A 15,979-nucleotide genomic window follows, 5' to 3' on the forward strand; every position below is an offset into this window, starting at 1 on the left:
CTTCCCTCATCGTCTATTTGCGCAACAGGCGCAAACCGTTGAACACCACCAACAGGCTCACGCCCATGTCGGCGAACACCGCCATCCACATGGTGGCGACCCCGGCGAAGGTTACCCCAAGAAAGATCGCTTTGATGAGCAATGCCAGGGCGATGTTCTGTTTGAGGATGCTTGAGGTTTGCCGTGACAGCCGGATGAAGGTCGGGATCTTGCGCAGATCATCGTCCATCAGGGCGACATCGGCGGTCTCGATGGCGGTATCGGTGCCCGCCGCCGCCATGGCAAAACCGATCTCGGCTCGCGCCAGCGCCGGAGCGTCGTTGATGCCGTCGCCGACCATGCCGACGTTATGGCCCTTCGCATAAAGGGCTTCGATGGCTTGCAGCTTGTCGGTCGGCAGCAGATCGCCCTTGGCCTCGTCGATGCCGACTTGCGCGGCAATCGCCTGAGCGGTGTGGACGTTATCGCCGGTCAGCATCAGGGTTTTGATGCCCAGGTCGTGCAGTTGCTGGATCGCCTCGCGGCTGGACTCTTTCACGGTGTCGGCCACGGCGAACAGCGCCAATGGGCCGGATTGGTCGAGCAGCAGCACCACGGACTTGCCCTGTTTCTCCAGCGCGAACAGCTTTTCCTCCAGTGCAGGCGAGCACAAGTTCAGTTCTTCCACTAAACGGTGATTACCCAAGTGGTAAACGTGACCGTTAATTTCGCCGCGTACACCGCGACCGGCCAGCGCCTCAAAGTTATCCACAGTCAGTGGTGCGAGTTGTTTATCTACAGCCGCGTTAGCAATGGCCAAGGACACTGGGTGATCGGAGCGACTGGCCAACGCCGCCGCAATCGCCGGGGCTGATTCGTCCGCGGTCGGATCAAGGGACAGGTAATCGGTCTGCACCGGTTTGCCGTGAGTGATGGTGCCGGTCTTGTCCAAGGCCAGGTAATCGAGCTTGTAACCGCCCTCCAGATAGACGCCGCCCTTCACCAGAATGCCTTTGCGCGCCGCCGCCGCGAGGCCGCTGACGATGGTCACTGGCGTAGAAATCACCAATGCACAGGGGCACGCAACCACCAGCAACACCAGCGCCCGGTAGATCCAGTCGAACCACAGCGCGCCCATAAACAGTGGCGGAATCACTGCCACCGCGAGCGCCAGGATGAACACCGCCGGCGTGTAGATTTTCGAGAAGCTGTCGACGAAACGCTGGGTCGGTGCCCGGGCGCCCTGAGCCTGTTCGACGGCGTGGATGATCCGCGCCAGGGTCGAGTTGTTGGCCTCCGCGGTTACCGAGTACTCCAAGGAGCCGGCCTGATTGATGGTGCCGGCGAAAACCTTGTCGCCGATGGTCTTCTCCACCGGCAGGCTTTCACCGGTGATCGGTGCCTGATCGATGGTTGAACTGCCCGACACCACTTCACCGTCCAGACCGATTCGCTCGCTGGGACGCACCCGCACTCGCGCCCCCAACTCGATGGTTTTGACATCCCGCTCGATCCAACTGCCGTCGGCCTGTTGCACCGTGGCCTGTTCCGGGGTCATCTGCATCAGGCCGCCGATGGCGTTGCGCGCCCGGTCCAGCGACTTGGCTTCGATCAACTCGGCGACGGTGAACAGGAACATCACCATCGCCGCTTCCGGCCACTGACCGATCAGGATCGCGCCAGTCACCGCGATGCTCATCAGCGCGTTGATGTTCAGGTTGAGGTTTTTAAGCGCGATCCAGCCCTTCTTATAGGTGCCGAGGCCGCCGCTGAGGATCGAGATCAGCGCGATGACCGCTACAACCCAGTTCGGTGCAGCGTTGGTGAAGTGGATCACTTCGGCGACCAGTGCGCCAACACCCGACAGCGCCAAGGGCCACCAGGGCTTTTTCTCGGGTGCCGGCGCTGGCGGTTCAGCGCCCTGCTCTATCGGCTCAGCCTGCATGCCGAGGGACTTGATGGCGTCGATGATCGGCGCAGTGCTCGGCAGGTCATGGGTGACGCCCAACACGCGGTTGATCAGGTTGAATTCCAGTTGCTGCACGCCCACGAGTTTACCGAGTTTGTTCTCGATCAGCGTCTGCTCGGTCGGGCAATCCATGGCGTCGATGCGGAAGCTGCTCAGTCGCGCGCCAGCCGTTGGGGTTTCGCTCAACTTGATCAGCGACGGCGCCGCCACTTTGGCGGAACAGCAGGAATCCCCGTGCCCGCCATGGTCATGCTTCTGTACAGGCTGCAGCTTGTGGCTGTGATCGTGATCGTGATCGTGATCGTGATCAGCCTCGGGTTTGTGCGTGTGAAGGGAATCGCTCATTGGGTCGCGTCCGGAAAGGTGCCTGTTGCCAAGTAAAGACCCTGTAGCCACTATAGGGTCAAGCACCCTTTTGGAGATTGCCGTCATGAAGATCGGAGAACTGGCCAAACTCACCGACTGCGCCGTGGAAACCATCCGCTACTACGAGCGCGAAAACCTGCTGCCGGAGCCGGCCCGCAGCGACGGCAACTACCGCGTCTACACCCAGGCCCATGCCGAGCGTCTGACTTTCATCCGCAACTGCCGCACGCTCGACATGACGCTGGAAGAAATCCGCAGCCTGCTGGCCCTGCGCGACAGTCCGCAGGATCAGTGCGAAAGCGTGAATGCGTTGATCGACGAGCACATTCATCACGTCAAAGCGCGGATCGATGGGTTGATGGCGTTGCAGACACAACTGCTCGACCTGCGCCAACGTTGCAGCGAAGGGCCGGATATTGATCAGTGCGGGATTTTGCAGCGGCTTGAAGTGAGCGGCGGGGTTGTGGCGACGGAGGTTGAGCATTCCCATGTCGGCCGCAGTCACGGCCACTAAAAACACCACAAAACCCTGTAGGAGCTGCCGAAGGCTTAGACCGCCATCGGTGCGGTCATTGGCGCGTGGTGTTCGTAACCCTCAAGCGAGAAATCGCTCGGCTCGATCAACTCCAGCCACTCCGGCTGATAAACACCGGTCTTGGCAAACTCCGGCACACGGTCGCTAATCACCAGTTTCGGCATCGGGAACGGCTCGCGCTTGAGCTGTTCATTCAGCATGTCCAAATGGTTTTCGTAGACGTGGGCATCACCGATGAAATAGGTGAACCAGCGCGGCGTATAGCCGGTCAGGCGACCGATCAGGCTCAGCAGCGCGGCGCCTTCGGTGAGGTTGAACGGCGTGCCCAGGCCCAGGTCGTTCGAACGGATGTAGAGGGTCAGGGAGATTTCCTTCGTCTCGACATTCGGGTGGAACTGGTACAGCAAGTGGCACGGCGGCAGGGCCATTTCATCAAGTTGGGCCACATTCCAGCCGTGGAACAGAATGCGGCGGCTGCCCGGATCCTTGATGATGGTGTCGACGCACTGGCGGATCTGGTCGATCGCCTTGTACAGCACCACATAGGCTTGGCCGTCTTCTTCGCCTACGGCGATTTGGCGGTAGCCCTGACTCAGGGTCTGTTCGATGGCGGCCTGGTTGCTGACCGGGATCTGCTTGTACGCCGGCCATTTGCGCCATTGCACGCCGTAGATTTCGCCGAGATCGTCTTCGCCCTGACGGAACGGGTTGGCCAGCCACTGGGCGTTTTCGTTGGCGTTCTGATCCCAGACCTTGCAGCCCAAGGCACGGAACTCAGCGGCGTTGTTCACCCCGCGCAGAAAACCACACATCTCGCCGATGGCTGATTTGAAGGCCATCTTGCGCGTGGTGATCGCCGGGAAACCTTCCTTCAGGTCATAACGCAGCATCGCGCCAGGGAAGCTGATGGTGTTCACGCCAGTGCGGTTGGCCTGTTTGGTGCCGTTCTTGATGACGTGGGCGACCAGTTCGAGATATTGCTTCATGAGTTACCTGTGTCCTTGAACCCGGGACCGTCGCCCCGGGGTTCGAATTTATACAGCCGCCGCTGGAGCCGCCGGTGCACGGTGATACGCCAGCCAGATCAGGAACAGACCGCCGACGATCATCGGTACGCACAGTACCTGACCCATGGTCAGCCAGTTCCAGGCCAGATAGCCCAGTTGCGCATCCGGCGCCCGGACGAATTCGACGATGAAACGGAAGATGCCATAGAACAGCGCGAACATGCCGGACACCGCCATGGTCGGCCGCGGCTTACGTGAGAACAACCAGAGAATGGCAAACAGCGCTACGCCTTCGAGCGCGAACTGATACAGCTGCGACGGGTGGCGCGCCAGTTGCGCCGGATCGGTCGGGAAGACCATCGCCCACGGCACATCGGTGGCCTTGCCCCACAATTCGGCGTTGATGAAGTTGCCGATACGTCCGGCGCCCAGACCGATCGGCACCATTGGTGCGACGAAATCCATCAGTTGGAAGAACGACTTGCCGTTCTTTTTACCGAACCACAACGCGGCCAACATCACGCCGATGAACCCGCCGTGGAACGACATGCCGCCCTTCCACACTTCAAAGATCAACAGCGGGTTGGCGAGGTAAGCACTCAGATCGTAGAACAGCACATAGCCCAAGCGGCCGCCGACAATGACCCCCATCGACATCCAGAACACCATGTCGGAGAGTTTCTCCTTACTCCAGGTCGGGTCGAAGCGGTTCAGCCGGCGCGATGCCAGCAGCCAGGCGCCGCCGATGCCGATCAGGTACATCAAGCCGTACCAGTGGATTTTCAGCGGACCGATGGCCAATGCCACCGGGTCGATCTGCGGGTAAGGCAGCATTGCGACTCCTCGTTAGAGTTGAAACCTTTAAAATTCCCGGGCGACGCTGTCACACCAGGATTAAGTCAGGATTGCGGTGCGTCAGAGCAAAAAGTTCAGACCCACGCAGAACAGCAAAGCGGCGAACAATCTTTTCAGCAACTTCGGCGACAGGCTGTGGGCCAGTCGTGCGCCGAGGCGGGCGAAGAACATGCTGGTCAGGGCGATCCCCAGCAACGCCGGCAAATAAACAAAACCGAGACTATGGGCCGGGAGCAATGGATCGTGCCAGCCCAGAATCATAAAAAATAGTGCACTGGACAAGGCAATCGGCAGACCGCAGGCGGATGAAGTCGCCACCGCTTGCTGCATCGGTACGCTGCGCCAAGTCAGGAACGGCACCGTCAGCGAGCCGCCGCCAATCCCGAAAATCGCCGAGGCCCAGCCAATCACACTGCCGGCCACGGTCAGACCGACTTTACCCGGCACCGTTCGACTGGCCTTGGGTTTGACGTCCAGCGCCAGTTGCGCAGCGATGACCAGGGCGAAGACGCCAATGATTTTCTGCAAGTTGGGCCCGGAGATCGCTTCAGCCGTCAGCGCGCCGAAACCGGCACCGATGAGAATACCAAGGGTCATCCAGGCAAAAATCGGCCAACGCACGGCACCGCGACGGTGATGTTCGCGAATCGCATTGACCGAGGTAAATATGATTGTCGCCAGGGACGTGCCGACCGCCAGGTGCGTGAGGATCGACGGATCGAACCCTTGCAGCTTGAAACTGTAAACCAGCACCGGAACGATAATGATCCCGCCGCCGACCCCGAACAGCCCGGCCAGCACACCTGCACAGGCGCCGAGCGCCAGATAGAGCAGAAATTCCATGCGCATCCCCAAATGAGAGCGGCATGGTAACGGATGCATGGCCTCAAGCTCCACTGGATGGCGATGGATACCCACACGATGACTGAGTAGAGTGGGCAGAAAACACACAAGGACTGCCTTATGTGCCTGATTGTTTTCGCTTGGCGACCGGGTCACGCCCAGCCGCTGATCGTGGCGGCCAACCGCGACGAATTCTATGCCCGGCCCAGCCTGCCGCTGGCGCAATGGCCCGAAGCACCGCACGTGCATGCCGGTCGCGATCTGGAGGCAGGGGGCACCTGGCTTGGTGTTGGCGCCCATGGACGCTTCGCTGCGTTGACCAATATTCGCGATCCGCATCAACCTCCATCGCGCAAATCACGAGGTGAGCTGGTGGCGGGTTTTCTTTTAGGCAACATGTCGATTGATGATTACTTAAGCGACGTTGTCGGACGTTCGCTGGAGTATGCCGGATTTAACCTGCTGGTCGGCAATGCCAACGAGTTGTGGCACTTCAATGCTCGAGAAACTGAGGCGGTGATGCTGCCGCCGGGGGTTTATGGGTTGTCGAACGCCGGACTGGATACGCCATGGCCGAAACTGCTCAAGGCGCGGGCAGGGCTGGAGGAAGTGCTGGACGATCCGCAACCCCAGGCGTTATTGGCGTTGCTGAATGATCCGCAGACGGCGCCATTTGCCGAACTGCCGGATACGGGGGTCGGGTTGGCCACCGAGACGTTGCTGTCGAGTGTGTTTATTGCCAGTCCGACTTATGGGACGCGAGCGAGTACGGCGTTGATTGTTCAGGCGGATGGGACGCGGTGGATGGTTGAGCGGAGTTTCGGGCCGTATGGGGGGCATTTGGGGGAAGTGGAGCTCAGGGTTTAGATCGGTGTCGTTTGGGCGGGCGCCTTCGCGAGCAGGCTCGCTCCCACAGGGGACTTGCATCGATCACAAATCAAATGTGGGAGCGAGCCTGCTCGCGATGAGGCCATCAGCCTTTTAGAGGGTTTTGGCCGAAGCCGGATTAATCATCCGCGCCAACCCAAGGTTCTTCAGCGCCAATTGCAGCGAGCTGTGGATAACTTGCGGGTTGTCGATGGTCATCAGCTGGGCGAGCAATTCCTTGGCCTTGCTCAGATTGATCTGACGCAGCATCCACTTCACTTTCGGCAAGTTGGTGGCGTTCATCGACAGGCTGTCGAAGCCCATCGCCATCAACAGCACCGCCGCCGCCGGATCACCGGCCATCTCACCGCAGATACTCACTGGCTTGCCTTCGGCATGAGCGTCACGCACCACGCTCTGAAGGGCTTGCAGCACCGCCGGGTGCAGGTAGTCGTAGAGGTCGGCTACCCGCGGGTTGTTTCGATCCACCGCCAACAGGTACTGGGTCAGGTCGTTGGAGCCGACCGACAGGAAGTCCACTTGCCGCGCCAGTTCCTTGGTCTGATAAACCGCCGCCGGAATCTCGATCATCACGCCGATCGGCGGCATAGGCACGTCGCAGCCTTCGTCGCGGACTTCGCCCCAGGCCCGGTGAATCAGGTGCAGGGCTTCTTCCAGTTCGTGAGTGCCGGAGATCATCGGCAGCAGGATCCGCAGGTTGTTCAAGCCTTCGCTGGCCTTGAGCATGGCGCGGGTCTGCACCAGGAAGATTTCCGGGTGGTCGAGCGTGACGCGAATGCCGCGCCAGCCGAGGAACGGGTTGTCTTCCTTGATCGGGAAGTACGACAGCGATTTGTCGCCACCGATGTCCAGGCTGCGCATCGTCACCGGTTGCGGGTGGAACGCGGCGAGCTGCTCGCGATAAATCGCCAGTTGCTCTTTTTCGCTCGGGAAGCGCTGATTGATCATGAACGGCACTTCGGTGCGGTACAGGCCGACGCCTTCAGCGCCACGCTTCTGCGCTCGCGCCACATCCGCCAGCAGGCCGGTGTTGACCCACAGCGGCATGCGGTGGCCATCGAGGGTCACGCACGGCAAATCTCGCAGTGCATCCAGCCCGAGGGCCAGTTGCTTCTCTTCCTCGACCACTTCGGCGAACTGCTTGCGCAGCACTTCGCTCGGGTTGGTGTAGACCTCGCCGTGGTAGCCGTCGACGATCATCTGGATGCCGTCGACCTTGGAATACGGCAGATCGACCAGGCCCATCACCGTCGGGATACCCATGGCGCGCGCCAGGATCGCCACGTGGGAGTTGCCGGAACCGAGTACCGATACCAGACCGACCAGCTTGCCTTCCGGCACCTCGCCGAGCATCGCCGGCGTCAGTTCTTCGCTGATCAGAATGGTGTTGTCGGGGTAGACCAGGGTCTGTTGACGCTCTTCCTGCAAGTAGGCGAGCAAGCGGCGACCAAGGTCTTTGACGTCGGAAGCACGCTCACGCAGGTAGGCGTCGTCCATCAATTCGAAACGGTTGACGTGTTCGGTGACCACCTGACGCAACGCGCCCTGGGCCCACTGACCGGTCTTGATCACGGTGGTGATTTCGCTGCCGAGCGAGGCATCGTCGAGCATCATCAGGTAGACATCGAACAGCGCGCGCTCTTCCGGGCGCAACTGGTTCGCCAGTTTGGCGGACAAGGCACGCATGTCGGCGCGTACGCCTTCGATGGCGGTCTTGAACAGCCCGAGTTCGGCGGCGATGTCGGTAATGGTCTTGTCCGGCACCACGTCCAGATCGGCCGGCGGCAGCATGACCACCGCGGTACCGACCGCCGCACCCGGCGAACCCGGTACGCCGATGAACTTGGCTTCCTGAATGCCCTTACCCTGACGACCCAGCCCCCGGATCGAACCGGTGGCTTCGGCGTGGGCGATAACGCCGGCAAGCTGCGCGCTCATGGTCACGAGGAAGGCTTCTTCACCTTCATCGAACTGGCGACGTTCCTTTTGCTGAATGACCAACACGCCGACGACGCGGCGGTGGTGAATGATCGGCGCCCCGAGGAATGAGGCGTAGCGTTCTTCACCGGTCTCGGCGAAGTAGCGGTAGCGCGGGTGATCCGCAGCGTTTTCGAGGTTCAGGGGTTCTTCACGCGTGCCGACCAGGCCAACCAGACCTTCGTTGGGTGCCATGCTGACTTTGCCGATCGAGCGCTTGTTCAAGCCCTCGGTGGCCATCAGCACGAAGCGGTTGGTCTCAGGGTCAAGCAGGTAGACCGAGCAGACCTGGCTGCCCATGGCCTCTTTGACGCGCAACACAATAATCCCCAACGCCGCCTTGAGATCCTTGGCGGAGTTAACTTCCTGGACGATCTTGCGCAGCGTATTGAGCATGGCTCGGGGTCGAACTCCGTCGTCAGTCGCGCGATAAAAGGCGCGGGGCAAGCTCTTTGAGAGCGCGTCGATACACTTCGCGCTTGAATGTCACCACCTGGCCCAACGGATACCAATAGCTGACCCAGCGCCAGCCATCGAATTCCGGTTTACCGGTCAAATCCATCCGCACCCGCTGCTCATTGGAGACCAGGCGCAGGAGAAACCATTTCTGTTTCTGGCCGATGCACAGCGGTTGGCTGTGCGTGCGGACCAGACGTTGCGGCAAACGATAGCGCAACCAGCCCCGGGTGCAGGCGAGAATTTCAACATCTTCGCGCTCAAGACCCACTTCTTCGTTCAACTCGCGGTACAAGGCGTCTTCCGGCGTCTCCTGGGGGTTGATCCCGCCCTGTGGAAACTGCCAGGCATCTTGATTGATACGGCGAGCCCATAGCACCTGTCCGGCATCATTCGTGAGAATGATCCCGACATTGGGGCGGAAACCATCGGGGTCGATCACGGCAACAACCTCGCAAACGCATGTCGCCGCATTGTTCCACAAAGGTTGTGATAGCAGCAACGAGCCGGCCTACCTTATGTGCACTCTTGTGAAAAGTCCGTATTCTGGACGCCTTTCTACAGACTTTTCAGCGAGTAACTGCAATGCGGCTGGCTTTATTCGACTTGGACAACACGCTCTTGGGCGGTGACAGTGACCACGCCTGGGGCGATTACCTGTGCGAACGCGGCTTCCTCGACGCCGTCGCCTACAAGGCACGCAACGACGAGTTCTATCAGGATTACCTGGCCGGCAAGCTGGATAACGATGCGTACCTGAACTTCTGTCTGGAAGTGCTCGGCCGCACCGAGATGGCCACGCTGGATCTATGGCATCTGGATTACATGCGCGATTGCATTGAGCCGATTGTGTTGCCCAAGGGTCTCGAACTACTGGCCAAGCACCGCGAGGCCGGCGACAAGTTGGTGATCATCACCGCGACTAACCGTTTTGTTACCGGGCCGATTGCCCAACGCTTGGGCGTCGAAACCCTGATCGCCACTGAATGCGAAATGATCGACGGCCGCTACACCGGGCGCAGCACCGACGTCCCGTGCTTCCGGGAAGGCAAGGTGACGCGGTTGAATCGTTGGCTGGAAGAAACCGGTTATTCATTGGAAGACAGCTATTTCTACAGCGACTCGATGAATGATTTTCCGCTGTTGGAGCAGGTGACGCATCCGATCGCCGTCGATCCGGACCCGAATCTGCGTGCTGAAGCCGAGAAGCGTGGCTGGCCGGTGATGTCGTTGCGCGACTGAAGATCAAAAGATCGCAGCCTTCGGCAGCTCCTACGGTTGTACGCAAAACCCTGTAGGAGCTGCCGAAGGCTGCGATCTTTTTGCGGTTAAACCGGCTTCGCGCCCATCAACCCCGCAATCGCGATAAAACAAACAAAGCTGAACAGTGCGAGGGCGAAGGTGAACTTGCCATTGCCTCCCGGAGCAGTGCGCAGCCGATTCAGCCGCACCAGCAACCACAACCAGCCCAACGCCGCGACGGTGTAAAGCACACTGGAAGCCAACAACCAGATCTGCCCCAGCGGCCAACCCACCAGATGCACCATCCACCAGCCGGTAAACGGCATACTCAGCAGCGCCAGCCCCATCACCAGCCAGATAAACACCCGCGGCCTCTGCAACGTGCGCACATGAGCCGTTGCGTCACCGTTACGGCGCGTGCGCCAGACCCAGATCGCCAGACCCAGCGCGCTGACCAGCAGCAACACCGTCGCCACCATATGAGCGACTTTCAGGGCGGTTAACGTTTCCATTGTTCGATTTCCTTATGGCCTGGCCATCAGCGTAGCCGCTCAGCCGAGAAACAGCTGATAGGCCGGGTTGTCGCTTTCGTCCCAATATGGGTAGCCGATTTCTTCCAGCGCAGCGGGCACCAGATGGCGTTCATCGTGAGGCACTTGCAGGCCCGCGACCACACGGCCATCCGCCGCGCCATGGTTGCGGTAGTGGAACATCGAGATGTTCCAGCGTCCGCCGAGCTTGTTGAGGAAGTTGAACAGCGCGCCCGGACGCTCCGGGAACTCAAAGCGCAGCACCACTTCATCGACCACATGAGCCGCACGCCCGCCGACCATGTGGCGGATGTGCAGCTTGGCAAGTTCGTTGTCGGTCAGATCGAGCACCGGAAAACCCTGCTCGGTCAGGCTGGCAAGCAGCGCACTGCGCGGGTCGGTTTCCGGATGCGTCTGCACGCCCACGAAGATGTGCGCTTCGCTGCCCGTGTTGTAGCGGTAGTTGAATTCGGTGATCTGGCGCTTGCCGATGGCTTCGCAGAACGCCTTGAAGCTGCCCGGCTTCTCGGGAATCGTCACGGCGATAATCGCTTCGCGGCCTTCGCCCAGTTCAGCGCGCTCAGCGACGTGGCGCAGGCGGTCAAAGTTGACGTTGGCGCCAGAATCGATGGCCACGAAGGTATGTCCGGTGACACCACGCTGCTCGACGTACTTCTTGATCCCGGCCACGCCCAGGGCGCCGGCAGGTTCGGTGATCGAGCGGGTATCGTCGTAGATGTCCTTGATCGCCGCGCAGATTTCATCGGTGCTGACGGTGATCACTTCATCAACATAATCTTTGCAGATGTCGAAGGTGTGCTGACCAATCTGCGCCACAGCGACGCCGTCGGCGAAGAGGCCCACGGTTGGCAGGATCACGCGCTCGCCAGCGGCCATGGCGAGTTGAAGGCAGTTGGAATCGTCCGGCTCGACGCCGATGATTTTGATTTCAGGCCGCAAGTACTTCACGTACGCCGCGATGCCGGCGATCAATCCGCCACCGCCCACCGGGACGAAGATCGCGTCGAGACGGCCAGGGTGCTGGCGCAGAATCTCCATCGCCACCGTGCCCTGCCCGGCAATGGTGTGGGGATCGTCGTAAGGGTGGATGTAGACGTAGCCTTTTTCGTCGACCAGTTTCAGCGAGTAGGCCAGGGCTTCCGGGAACGAATCCCCGTGCAGCACCACTTTGCCGCCGCGTGAACGCACGCCTTCGACTTTGATTTCCGGGGTGGTCTTGGGCATCACGATGGTGGCTTTCACGCCCAACACTTTCGCCGCCAGGGCCAGGCCTTGCGCGTGATTACCCGCCGAAGCGGTGACCACGCCGCGAGCGCGCTCTTCATCGGAAAGCTGCGTGAGCTTGTTGTAGGCACCGCGAATCTTGAACGAGAACACCGGCTGCAAGTCTTCGCGCTTGAGCAAAATACTGTTGCCCAGCCGTTCGGAGAGCTGGCGGGCAGTCTGCAATGGGGTTTCTACGGCAACGTCATAAACGCGCGAGGTGAGGATCTTTTTGACGTACTGTTCGAGCATCGGAAAGCATCACTGAGCGGGTTGGGCAGGGCCAACGAGTCTAACCCGGCTTTCGGGCGGGCGACCACACGAATCAAGAGGTTTTAGCCCGGCATGGGGCTATAATGCCGGCCTTTCCGTTCTCCCCTTGCCCGCTTCGGAGCCCGCATGACCCAGGATCAACTCAAACAGGCAGTGGCTCAGGCCGCCGTCGACTTCATCCTCCCGAAACTCGACGACAAGAGCATCGTCGGGGTCGGCACCGGCTCCACCGCCAACTGCTTCATCGATGCACTGGCCAAGCACAAAGGCGCGTTCGACGGCGCGGTCGCCAGTTCCGAAGCCACCGCTGCCCGCCTCAAGGGCCACGGCATCCCGGTGTATGAGCTGAACACTGTCAGCGACCTGGAGTTCTACGTCGACGGCGCCGATGAAAGCGACGAGCACCTGAACCTGATCAAGGGCGGCGGCGCAGCCCTGACCCGCGAGAAGATTGTGGCGGCTGTGGCCAAGACCTTCATCTGCATCGCCGACGCCAGCAAACTGGTGCCGGTGCTCGGTGCGTTCCCGCTGCCGGTGGAAGTGATCCCGATGGCCCGCAGCCACGTGGCCCGCGAGCTGGTGAAGCTCGGCGGCGACCCGGTCTACCGCGAAGGCGTGCTGACCGACAACGGCAACATCATCCTCGACGTGTTCAACATGCAGATCACCAACCCGGTGGAGCTGGAGACGCAGATCAACGCCATCGTCGGCGTGGTCACCAACGGTTTGTTCGCGGCACGTCCAGCGGATTTGCTGCTGCTGGGCACCAGCGAAGGCGTGAAAACCCTGCGCGCCCAGTAAATCCGGCACGCCGATAAACCTGTGGGAGCGAGCTTGCTCGCGATGAGGCCATCACATTCAACATTAATGTTGACTGATAGGCCGTCATCGCGGGCAAGCCCGCTCCCACAGGGTTTTGGGGTGTTGGTCAGGGTTGTGGCGGTTTTTTGAAGACGTAGAACAGGTTCGGCTCGCTCACCAGGTACATCGTACCGTCGTCATCCATGGCGATCCCTTCCGCTTGCGGCACTGTCTTCTGCAACCCCTGACGGCCCTTGCTCAGTGACATGGTGCTCAGCGGTCGCCCGTCCACATCGAGTTCCAGAATCAGCCGCGACTCATCCGACAACGCCAGCAAATGGCCGCTGCGCTCGTCGTATTGCAGGCTGGACAGGTCTCGCACGAACATCCCCGCATCGCGCTTGGGGTTGTTCACTACGTGCACCGCGTAGGATTTTTCCGGGTTGTAATGGGGAAAACCGTGCACTTCGTAGATCAGCATCGGGTCGCGTTCCTTGGCGACAAACAACCGCTTGCCCACCGAGTCGTAAGCCAGACCTTCGAAGCCCTTATTGCTGCTCATGTGCACGCCAAGGGTCATCTGCTCGGCATCCGCTGCGTCGAGGAACGTTGTGTCGCTCTCCAGATGAATCTTGATCAGCCGCTGCTGACGCTCGTCAGTGATCACGTAAGTGTCGGCGCTGATGAATTCCACGGCTTCAGGATCGCCAAACCCGACCAGCGAAATGCGTCGAACAATCTGGCCGTCCAGCGACAGTTCGATCAGCTCTGAGTTTTTGTTGGTGACGGTGAACAGGCTTTTGCGCACCGGATCGAAGGTCAACGCAGATACATCGTCGTCCAGCCCAACTATGACTCGCGCCTCGACCGCTACCTGGTACTGATCCAGAGCGATGGACTCACCGTTCATGGGCTGCCAAAGGGTGTGCAGGTTGAACCAGGCGCGCTCGAACAGGCGCAGGTACTGGCCGGCCGCAACCAGCGCGATCAACGCAATGACCGACAGGATCAGAATCAGGGGTTTGGGGCGGGCAAGTCGGCGCATTCGGGCAAGCTCGGAATCAGGACGGGCAGATGAAATACCACGGCAGTCTGAATTAAAGCTTAATGGCGTAGGAGCTGCCGAAGGTTCGGGCCGAACCTTCGGCAGGTCCTACCGTTGCTTTTCGAAACGGTAGAACAGGTTCGGCTCGCTCACCATGTACAGCGTCCCCGCCTCGTCCATGGTCACACCTTCGGCGCGAGGAATGGTCTTCTTCAAACCATTGAAGCCGCCCAGCAAGGTCATGAAGCTGACCTGCTCGCCCTTCTCATCCAGCTCCAGCAACAAGTGGGAGTCGGCGGACAACACCAGGGTATGACCCGTGCGCGGGTCGATGGCCAAGGCAGACAGGTTGCGGATGTCCAGTTCGTCATTGGCGAGTTTCTGCTTGTCACCGGTGAGTGTCTGGCCATCGTTGCTTTTCCAGATGAACAACGCCGGTGGACGCTCTTCACCCAACAACATTTGCTGATTGCGCGAATCCCAGACGATGGCTTCGAACGCCTTGTTCTGGTCCTTCGAAGGGCCGAGGTCGTATTTGGGGAAGTCGGCGATGTTCAGCTCGCGGGTATCGGCATCGACCTTGACGATGGAGAGCATGTGTTCGCGCTCATCGACGATGGCCAGCAGACCGTTGCCCATCACGGTCACCCCTTCCGGGTTGCTCCAGCCCACCAGCGGCATCTTGCGCAGCACGTCACCCTGCAATGTCAGTTCGACCAGGAACGGTTTATTGCCCATGACCGAAAACAGGGTTTTTGACTGAGGGTCGTAGGCCAGGTCCGACGCTTCGTCCTTCTCCATGCCCGGCAGCACCTTGGCATCGATCACTGCCCGGTAATCCGGCAGCCAGATGCTCTCCTGGCGTTCGGCGGGGCTTTCGAAACGCTCCAGCACCCAGAGCACGCCTCGGTCATCCCAATGCATCGCAAACGCGAGGCCATACGCGGCGGCGACCACCAGCAAAAGCCAGGAATACCAACGCATGACAAAACGCGAACGGCGGGCAGTTTTAAGCTTGGGCAGTGGTTGGGTGACCATCGAGGGATGCGTTCCAGAAATTCAGGCTATGGGTAATAGCACAATTGGGACCGGCTAAGACGCCGCAAGTCCCGGAATTATCCGGACGAGATGTGAAAAAAACGGGAAATGGCGCGAAAGCCCTGTGCGGGCAACCAAGATCAAAAGATCGCAGCCTGCGGCAGCTCCTACAGGGATTGGTGTAGCAGCTGCCGCAGGCTGCGATCTTTTGCTTTTTTAGCGGACGCTGCTGGTGAAGCTGCTGGCGCCTGGCAATTCAATCACCAGTTCGTCACCGACATTCAGCGGACCAACACCCACCGGCGTACCCGTCAGGATCACATCACCGGCCTGCAGCGAGAAGCAGCCGGCCATGTGCTGGATCATCGGCACGATCGGGTTGAGCATCGCGCTGCTGTTGCCGTCCTGGCGCACTTCGCCGTTGATGGTCAGGCGGATGCCGATGTCGGTCAGTTCAGCGAACGTGCTGCCGGACACGAATGGCGCAATCACCGCCGCACCGTCGAAGGACTTGGCGATTTCCCACGGCAGGCCCTTGGCTTTCAGCTCGGCCTGCTTGTCGCGCAGGGTCAGGTCCAGAGCCGGAGCGAAGCCGGAGATAGCATCGAGCACTTCTTCACGGCTCGGCTTGGTCGACAAAGGCTTGCCGATCAACACCGCGATTTCCGCTTCGTAATGCACCGAGCCACGCTCGGTCGGAATGCTGAAACCACCTTCCAGCGGCACTACGCAACTGCCCGGCTTAATGAACAGCAGCGGTTCTGTAGGCACCGGGTTGTCCAGTTCCTTGGCGTGTTCGGCGTAGTTACGGCCAATGCACACCACTTTCCCCAGCGGAAAGTGAATACGCGTGCCGTCGACATACTGGTGCTGATAGCTCATTACCGACTC

Annotated in this window: 15 protein-coding genes; 4 read left to right on the forward strand and 11 right to left on the reverse strand. The window is 60.2% G+C overall.

Translation table 11 applies throughout. The features are described from left to right. Window positions 1-13: 13 nt before the first annotated feature. On the reverse strand, window positions 14-2,293 hold the full coding sequence (locus WLY71_RS02860) for a heavy metal translocating P-type ATPase (RefSeq protein WP_347802424.1): 2,280 nt from the start codon (window positions 2,291-2,293) through the stop codon (window positions 14-16). 85 nt (window positions 2,294-2,378) lie between these two features. Here WLY71_RS02860 and cadR point away from each other — a divergent pair, with 85 nt between their 5' ends. Beyond that, complete coding sequence (cadR, locus tag WLY71_RS02865; RefSeq protein WP_056738877.1) at window positions 2,379-2,828, forward strand: Cd(II)/Pb(II)-responsive transcriptional regulator; 450 nt, start codon at window positions 2,379-2,381, stop codon at window positions 2,826-2,828. A gap of 35 nt (window positions 2,829-2,863) precedes the next feature. Here the strand turns inward: cadR and WLY71_RS02870 are convergent, their stop codons facing one another. The 3 genes from WLY71_RS02870 to WLY71_RS02880 all read right to left on the reverse strand — a co-directional run bounded on the left by WLY71_RS02870 (window position 2,864) and on the right by WLY71_RS02880 (window position 5,554). Next, complete coding sequence (locus WLY71_RS02870; RefSeq protein WP_347802425.1) at window positions 2,864-3,835, reverse strand: thymidylate synthase; 972 nt, start codon at window positions 3,833-3,835, stop codon at window positions 2,864-2,866. 48 nt (window positions 3,836-3,883) lie between these two features. Next, on the reverse strand, window positions 3,884-4,690 hold the full coding sequence (gene lgt / locus WLY71_RS02875) for a prolipoprotein diacylglyceryl transferase (RefSeq protein ID WP_347802426.1): 807 nt from the start codon (window positions 4,688-4,690) through the stop codon (window positions 3,884-3,886). A gap of 81 nt (window positions 4,691-4,771) precedes the next feature. Then, window positions 4,772-5,554 (reverse strand): sulfite exporter TauE/SafE family protein, encoded by a 783-nt coding sequence (locus tag WLY71_RS02880; RefSeq protein WP_347802492.1) that lies wholly within the window; start codon window positions 5,552-5,554, stop codon window positions 4,772-4,774. 120 nt (window positions 5,555-5,674) lie between these two features. On the opposite strand from WLY71_RS02880, the gene WLY71_RS02885 reads away from it, so the two are divergent. Continuing rightward, window positions 5,675-6,421, forward strand: a complete 747-nt coding sequence (locus tag WLY71_RS02885; RefSeq protein ID WP_347802427.1) for an NRDE family protein — start codon at window positions 5,675-5,677, stop codon at window positions 6,419-6,421. A 114-nt stretch (window positions 6,422-6,535) separates the two neighbouring features. Here WLY71_RS02885 and ptsP read toward each other — a convergent pair whose 3' ends face one another. Then, window positions 6,536-8,815 carry a phosphoenolpyruvate--protein phosphotransferase gene (ptsP, locus tag WLY71_RS02890; RefSeq protein WP_347802428.1) on the reverse strand — a complete coding sequence of 760 codons (2,280 nt, stop codon included), beginning with the start codon at window positions 8,813-8,815 and terminating at the stop codon, window positions 6,536-6,538. 22 nt (window positions 8,816-8,837) lie between these two features. Beyond that, on the reverse strand, window positions 8,838-9,317 hold the full coding sequence (locus WLY71_RS02895) for an RNA pyrophosphohydrolase (RefSeq protein ID WP_008150514.1): 480 nt from the start codon (window positions 9,315-9,317) through the stop codon (window positions 8,838-8,840). Window positions 9,318-9,460: 143 nt separating this feature from the next. Between WLY71_RS02895 and WLY71_RS02900 the strand changes: the two genes are divergently transcribed. Next, complete coding sequence (locus tag WLY71_RS02900) at window positions 9,461-10,117, forward strand: histidinol-phosphatase (protein ID WP_347802429.1); 657 nt, start codon at window positions 9,461-9,463, stop codon at window positions 10,115-10,117. 86 nt (window positions 10,118-10,203) lie between these two features. On the opposite strand, the gene WLY71_RS02905 is transcribed toward WLY71_RS02900, so the two are convergent. Continuing rightward, window positions 10,204-10,629: a DUF2269 domain-containing protein gene (locus WLY71_RS02905; RefSeq protein WP_347802430.1), complete on the reverse strand. Its 426-nt coding sequence runs from the start codon at window positions 10,627-10,629 to the stop codon at window positions 10,204-10,206. Window positions 10,630-10,668: 39 nt separating this feature from the next. After that, complete coding sequence (gene ilvA, locus WLY71_RS02910) at window positions 10,669-12,183, reverse strand: threonine ammonia-lyase, biosynthetic (RefSeq protein WP_347802431.1); 1,515 nt, start codon at window positions 12,181-12,183, stop codon at window positions 10,669-10,671. A 147-nt stretch (window positions 12,184-12,330) separates the two neighbouring features. On the opposite strand from ilvA, the gene rpiA reads away from it, so the two are divergent. Next, window positions 12,331-13,005 carry a ribose-5-phosphate isomerase RpiA gene (gene rpiA / locus WLY71_RS02915; RefSeq protein ID WP_111448403.1) on the forward strand — a complete coding sequence of 225 codons (675 nt, stop codon included), beginning with the start codon at window positions 12,331-12,333 and terminating at the stop codon, window positions 13,003-13,005. Window positions 13,006-13,132: 127 nt separating this feature from the next. Here rpiA and WLY71_RS02920 read toward each other — a convergent pair whose 3' ends face one another. The 3 genes from WLY71_RS02920 to WLY71_RS02930 form a co-directional block, all read right to left on the reverse strand. Next, window positions 13,133-14,050, reverse strand: a complete 918-nt coding sequence (locus WLY71_RS02920; RefSeq protein WP_347802432.1) for an SdiA-regulated domain-containing protein — start codon at window positions 14,048-14,050, stop codon at window positions 13,133-13,135. Window positions 14,051-14,158: 108 nt separating this feature from the next. After that, window positions 14,159-15,088 carry an SdiA-regulated domain-containing protein gene (locus tag WLY71_RS02925; protein ID WP_347802433.1) on the reverse strand — a complete coding sequence of 310 codons (930 nt, stop codon included), beginning with the start codon at window positions 15,086-15,088 and terminating at the stop codon, window positions 14,159-14,161. 216 nt (window positions 15,089-15,304) lie between these two features. Next, on the reverse strand, window positions 15,305-15,970 hold the full coding sequence (locus WLY71_RS02930; protein ID WP_347802434.1) for a fumarylacetoacetate hydrolase family protein: 666 nt from the start codon (window positions 15,968-15,970) through the stop codon (window positions 15,305-15,307). Window positions 15,971-15,979: the final 9 nt, after the last annotated feature.

The sequence above is a fragment of the Pseudomonas rossensis genome, from assembly GCF_039888995.1.
Lineage (GTDB): Bacteria > Pseudomonadota > Gammaproteobacteria > Pseudomonadales > Pseudomonadaceae > Aquipseudomonas > Aquipseudomonas rossensis.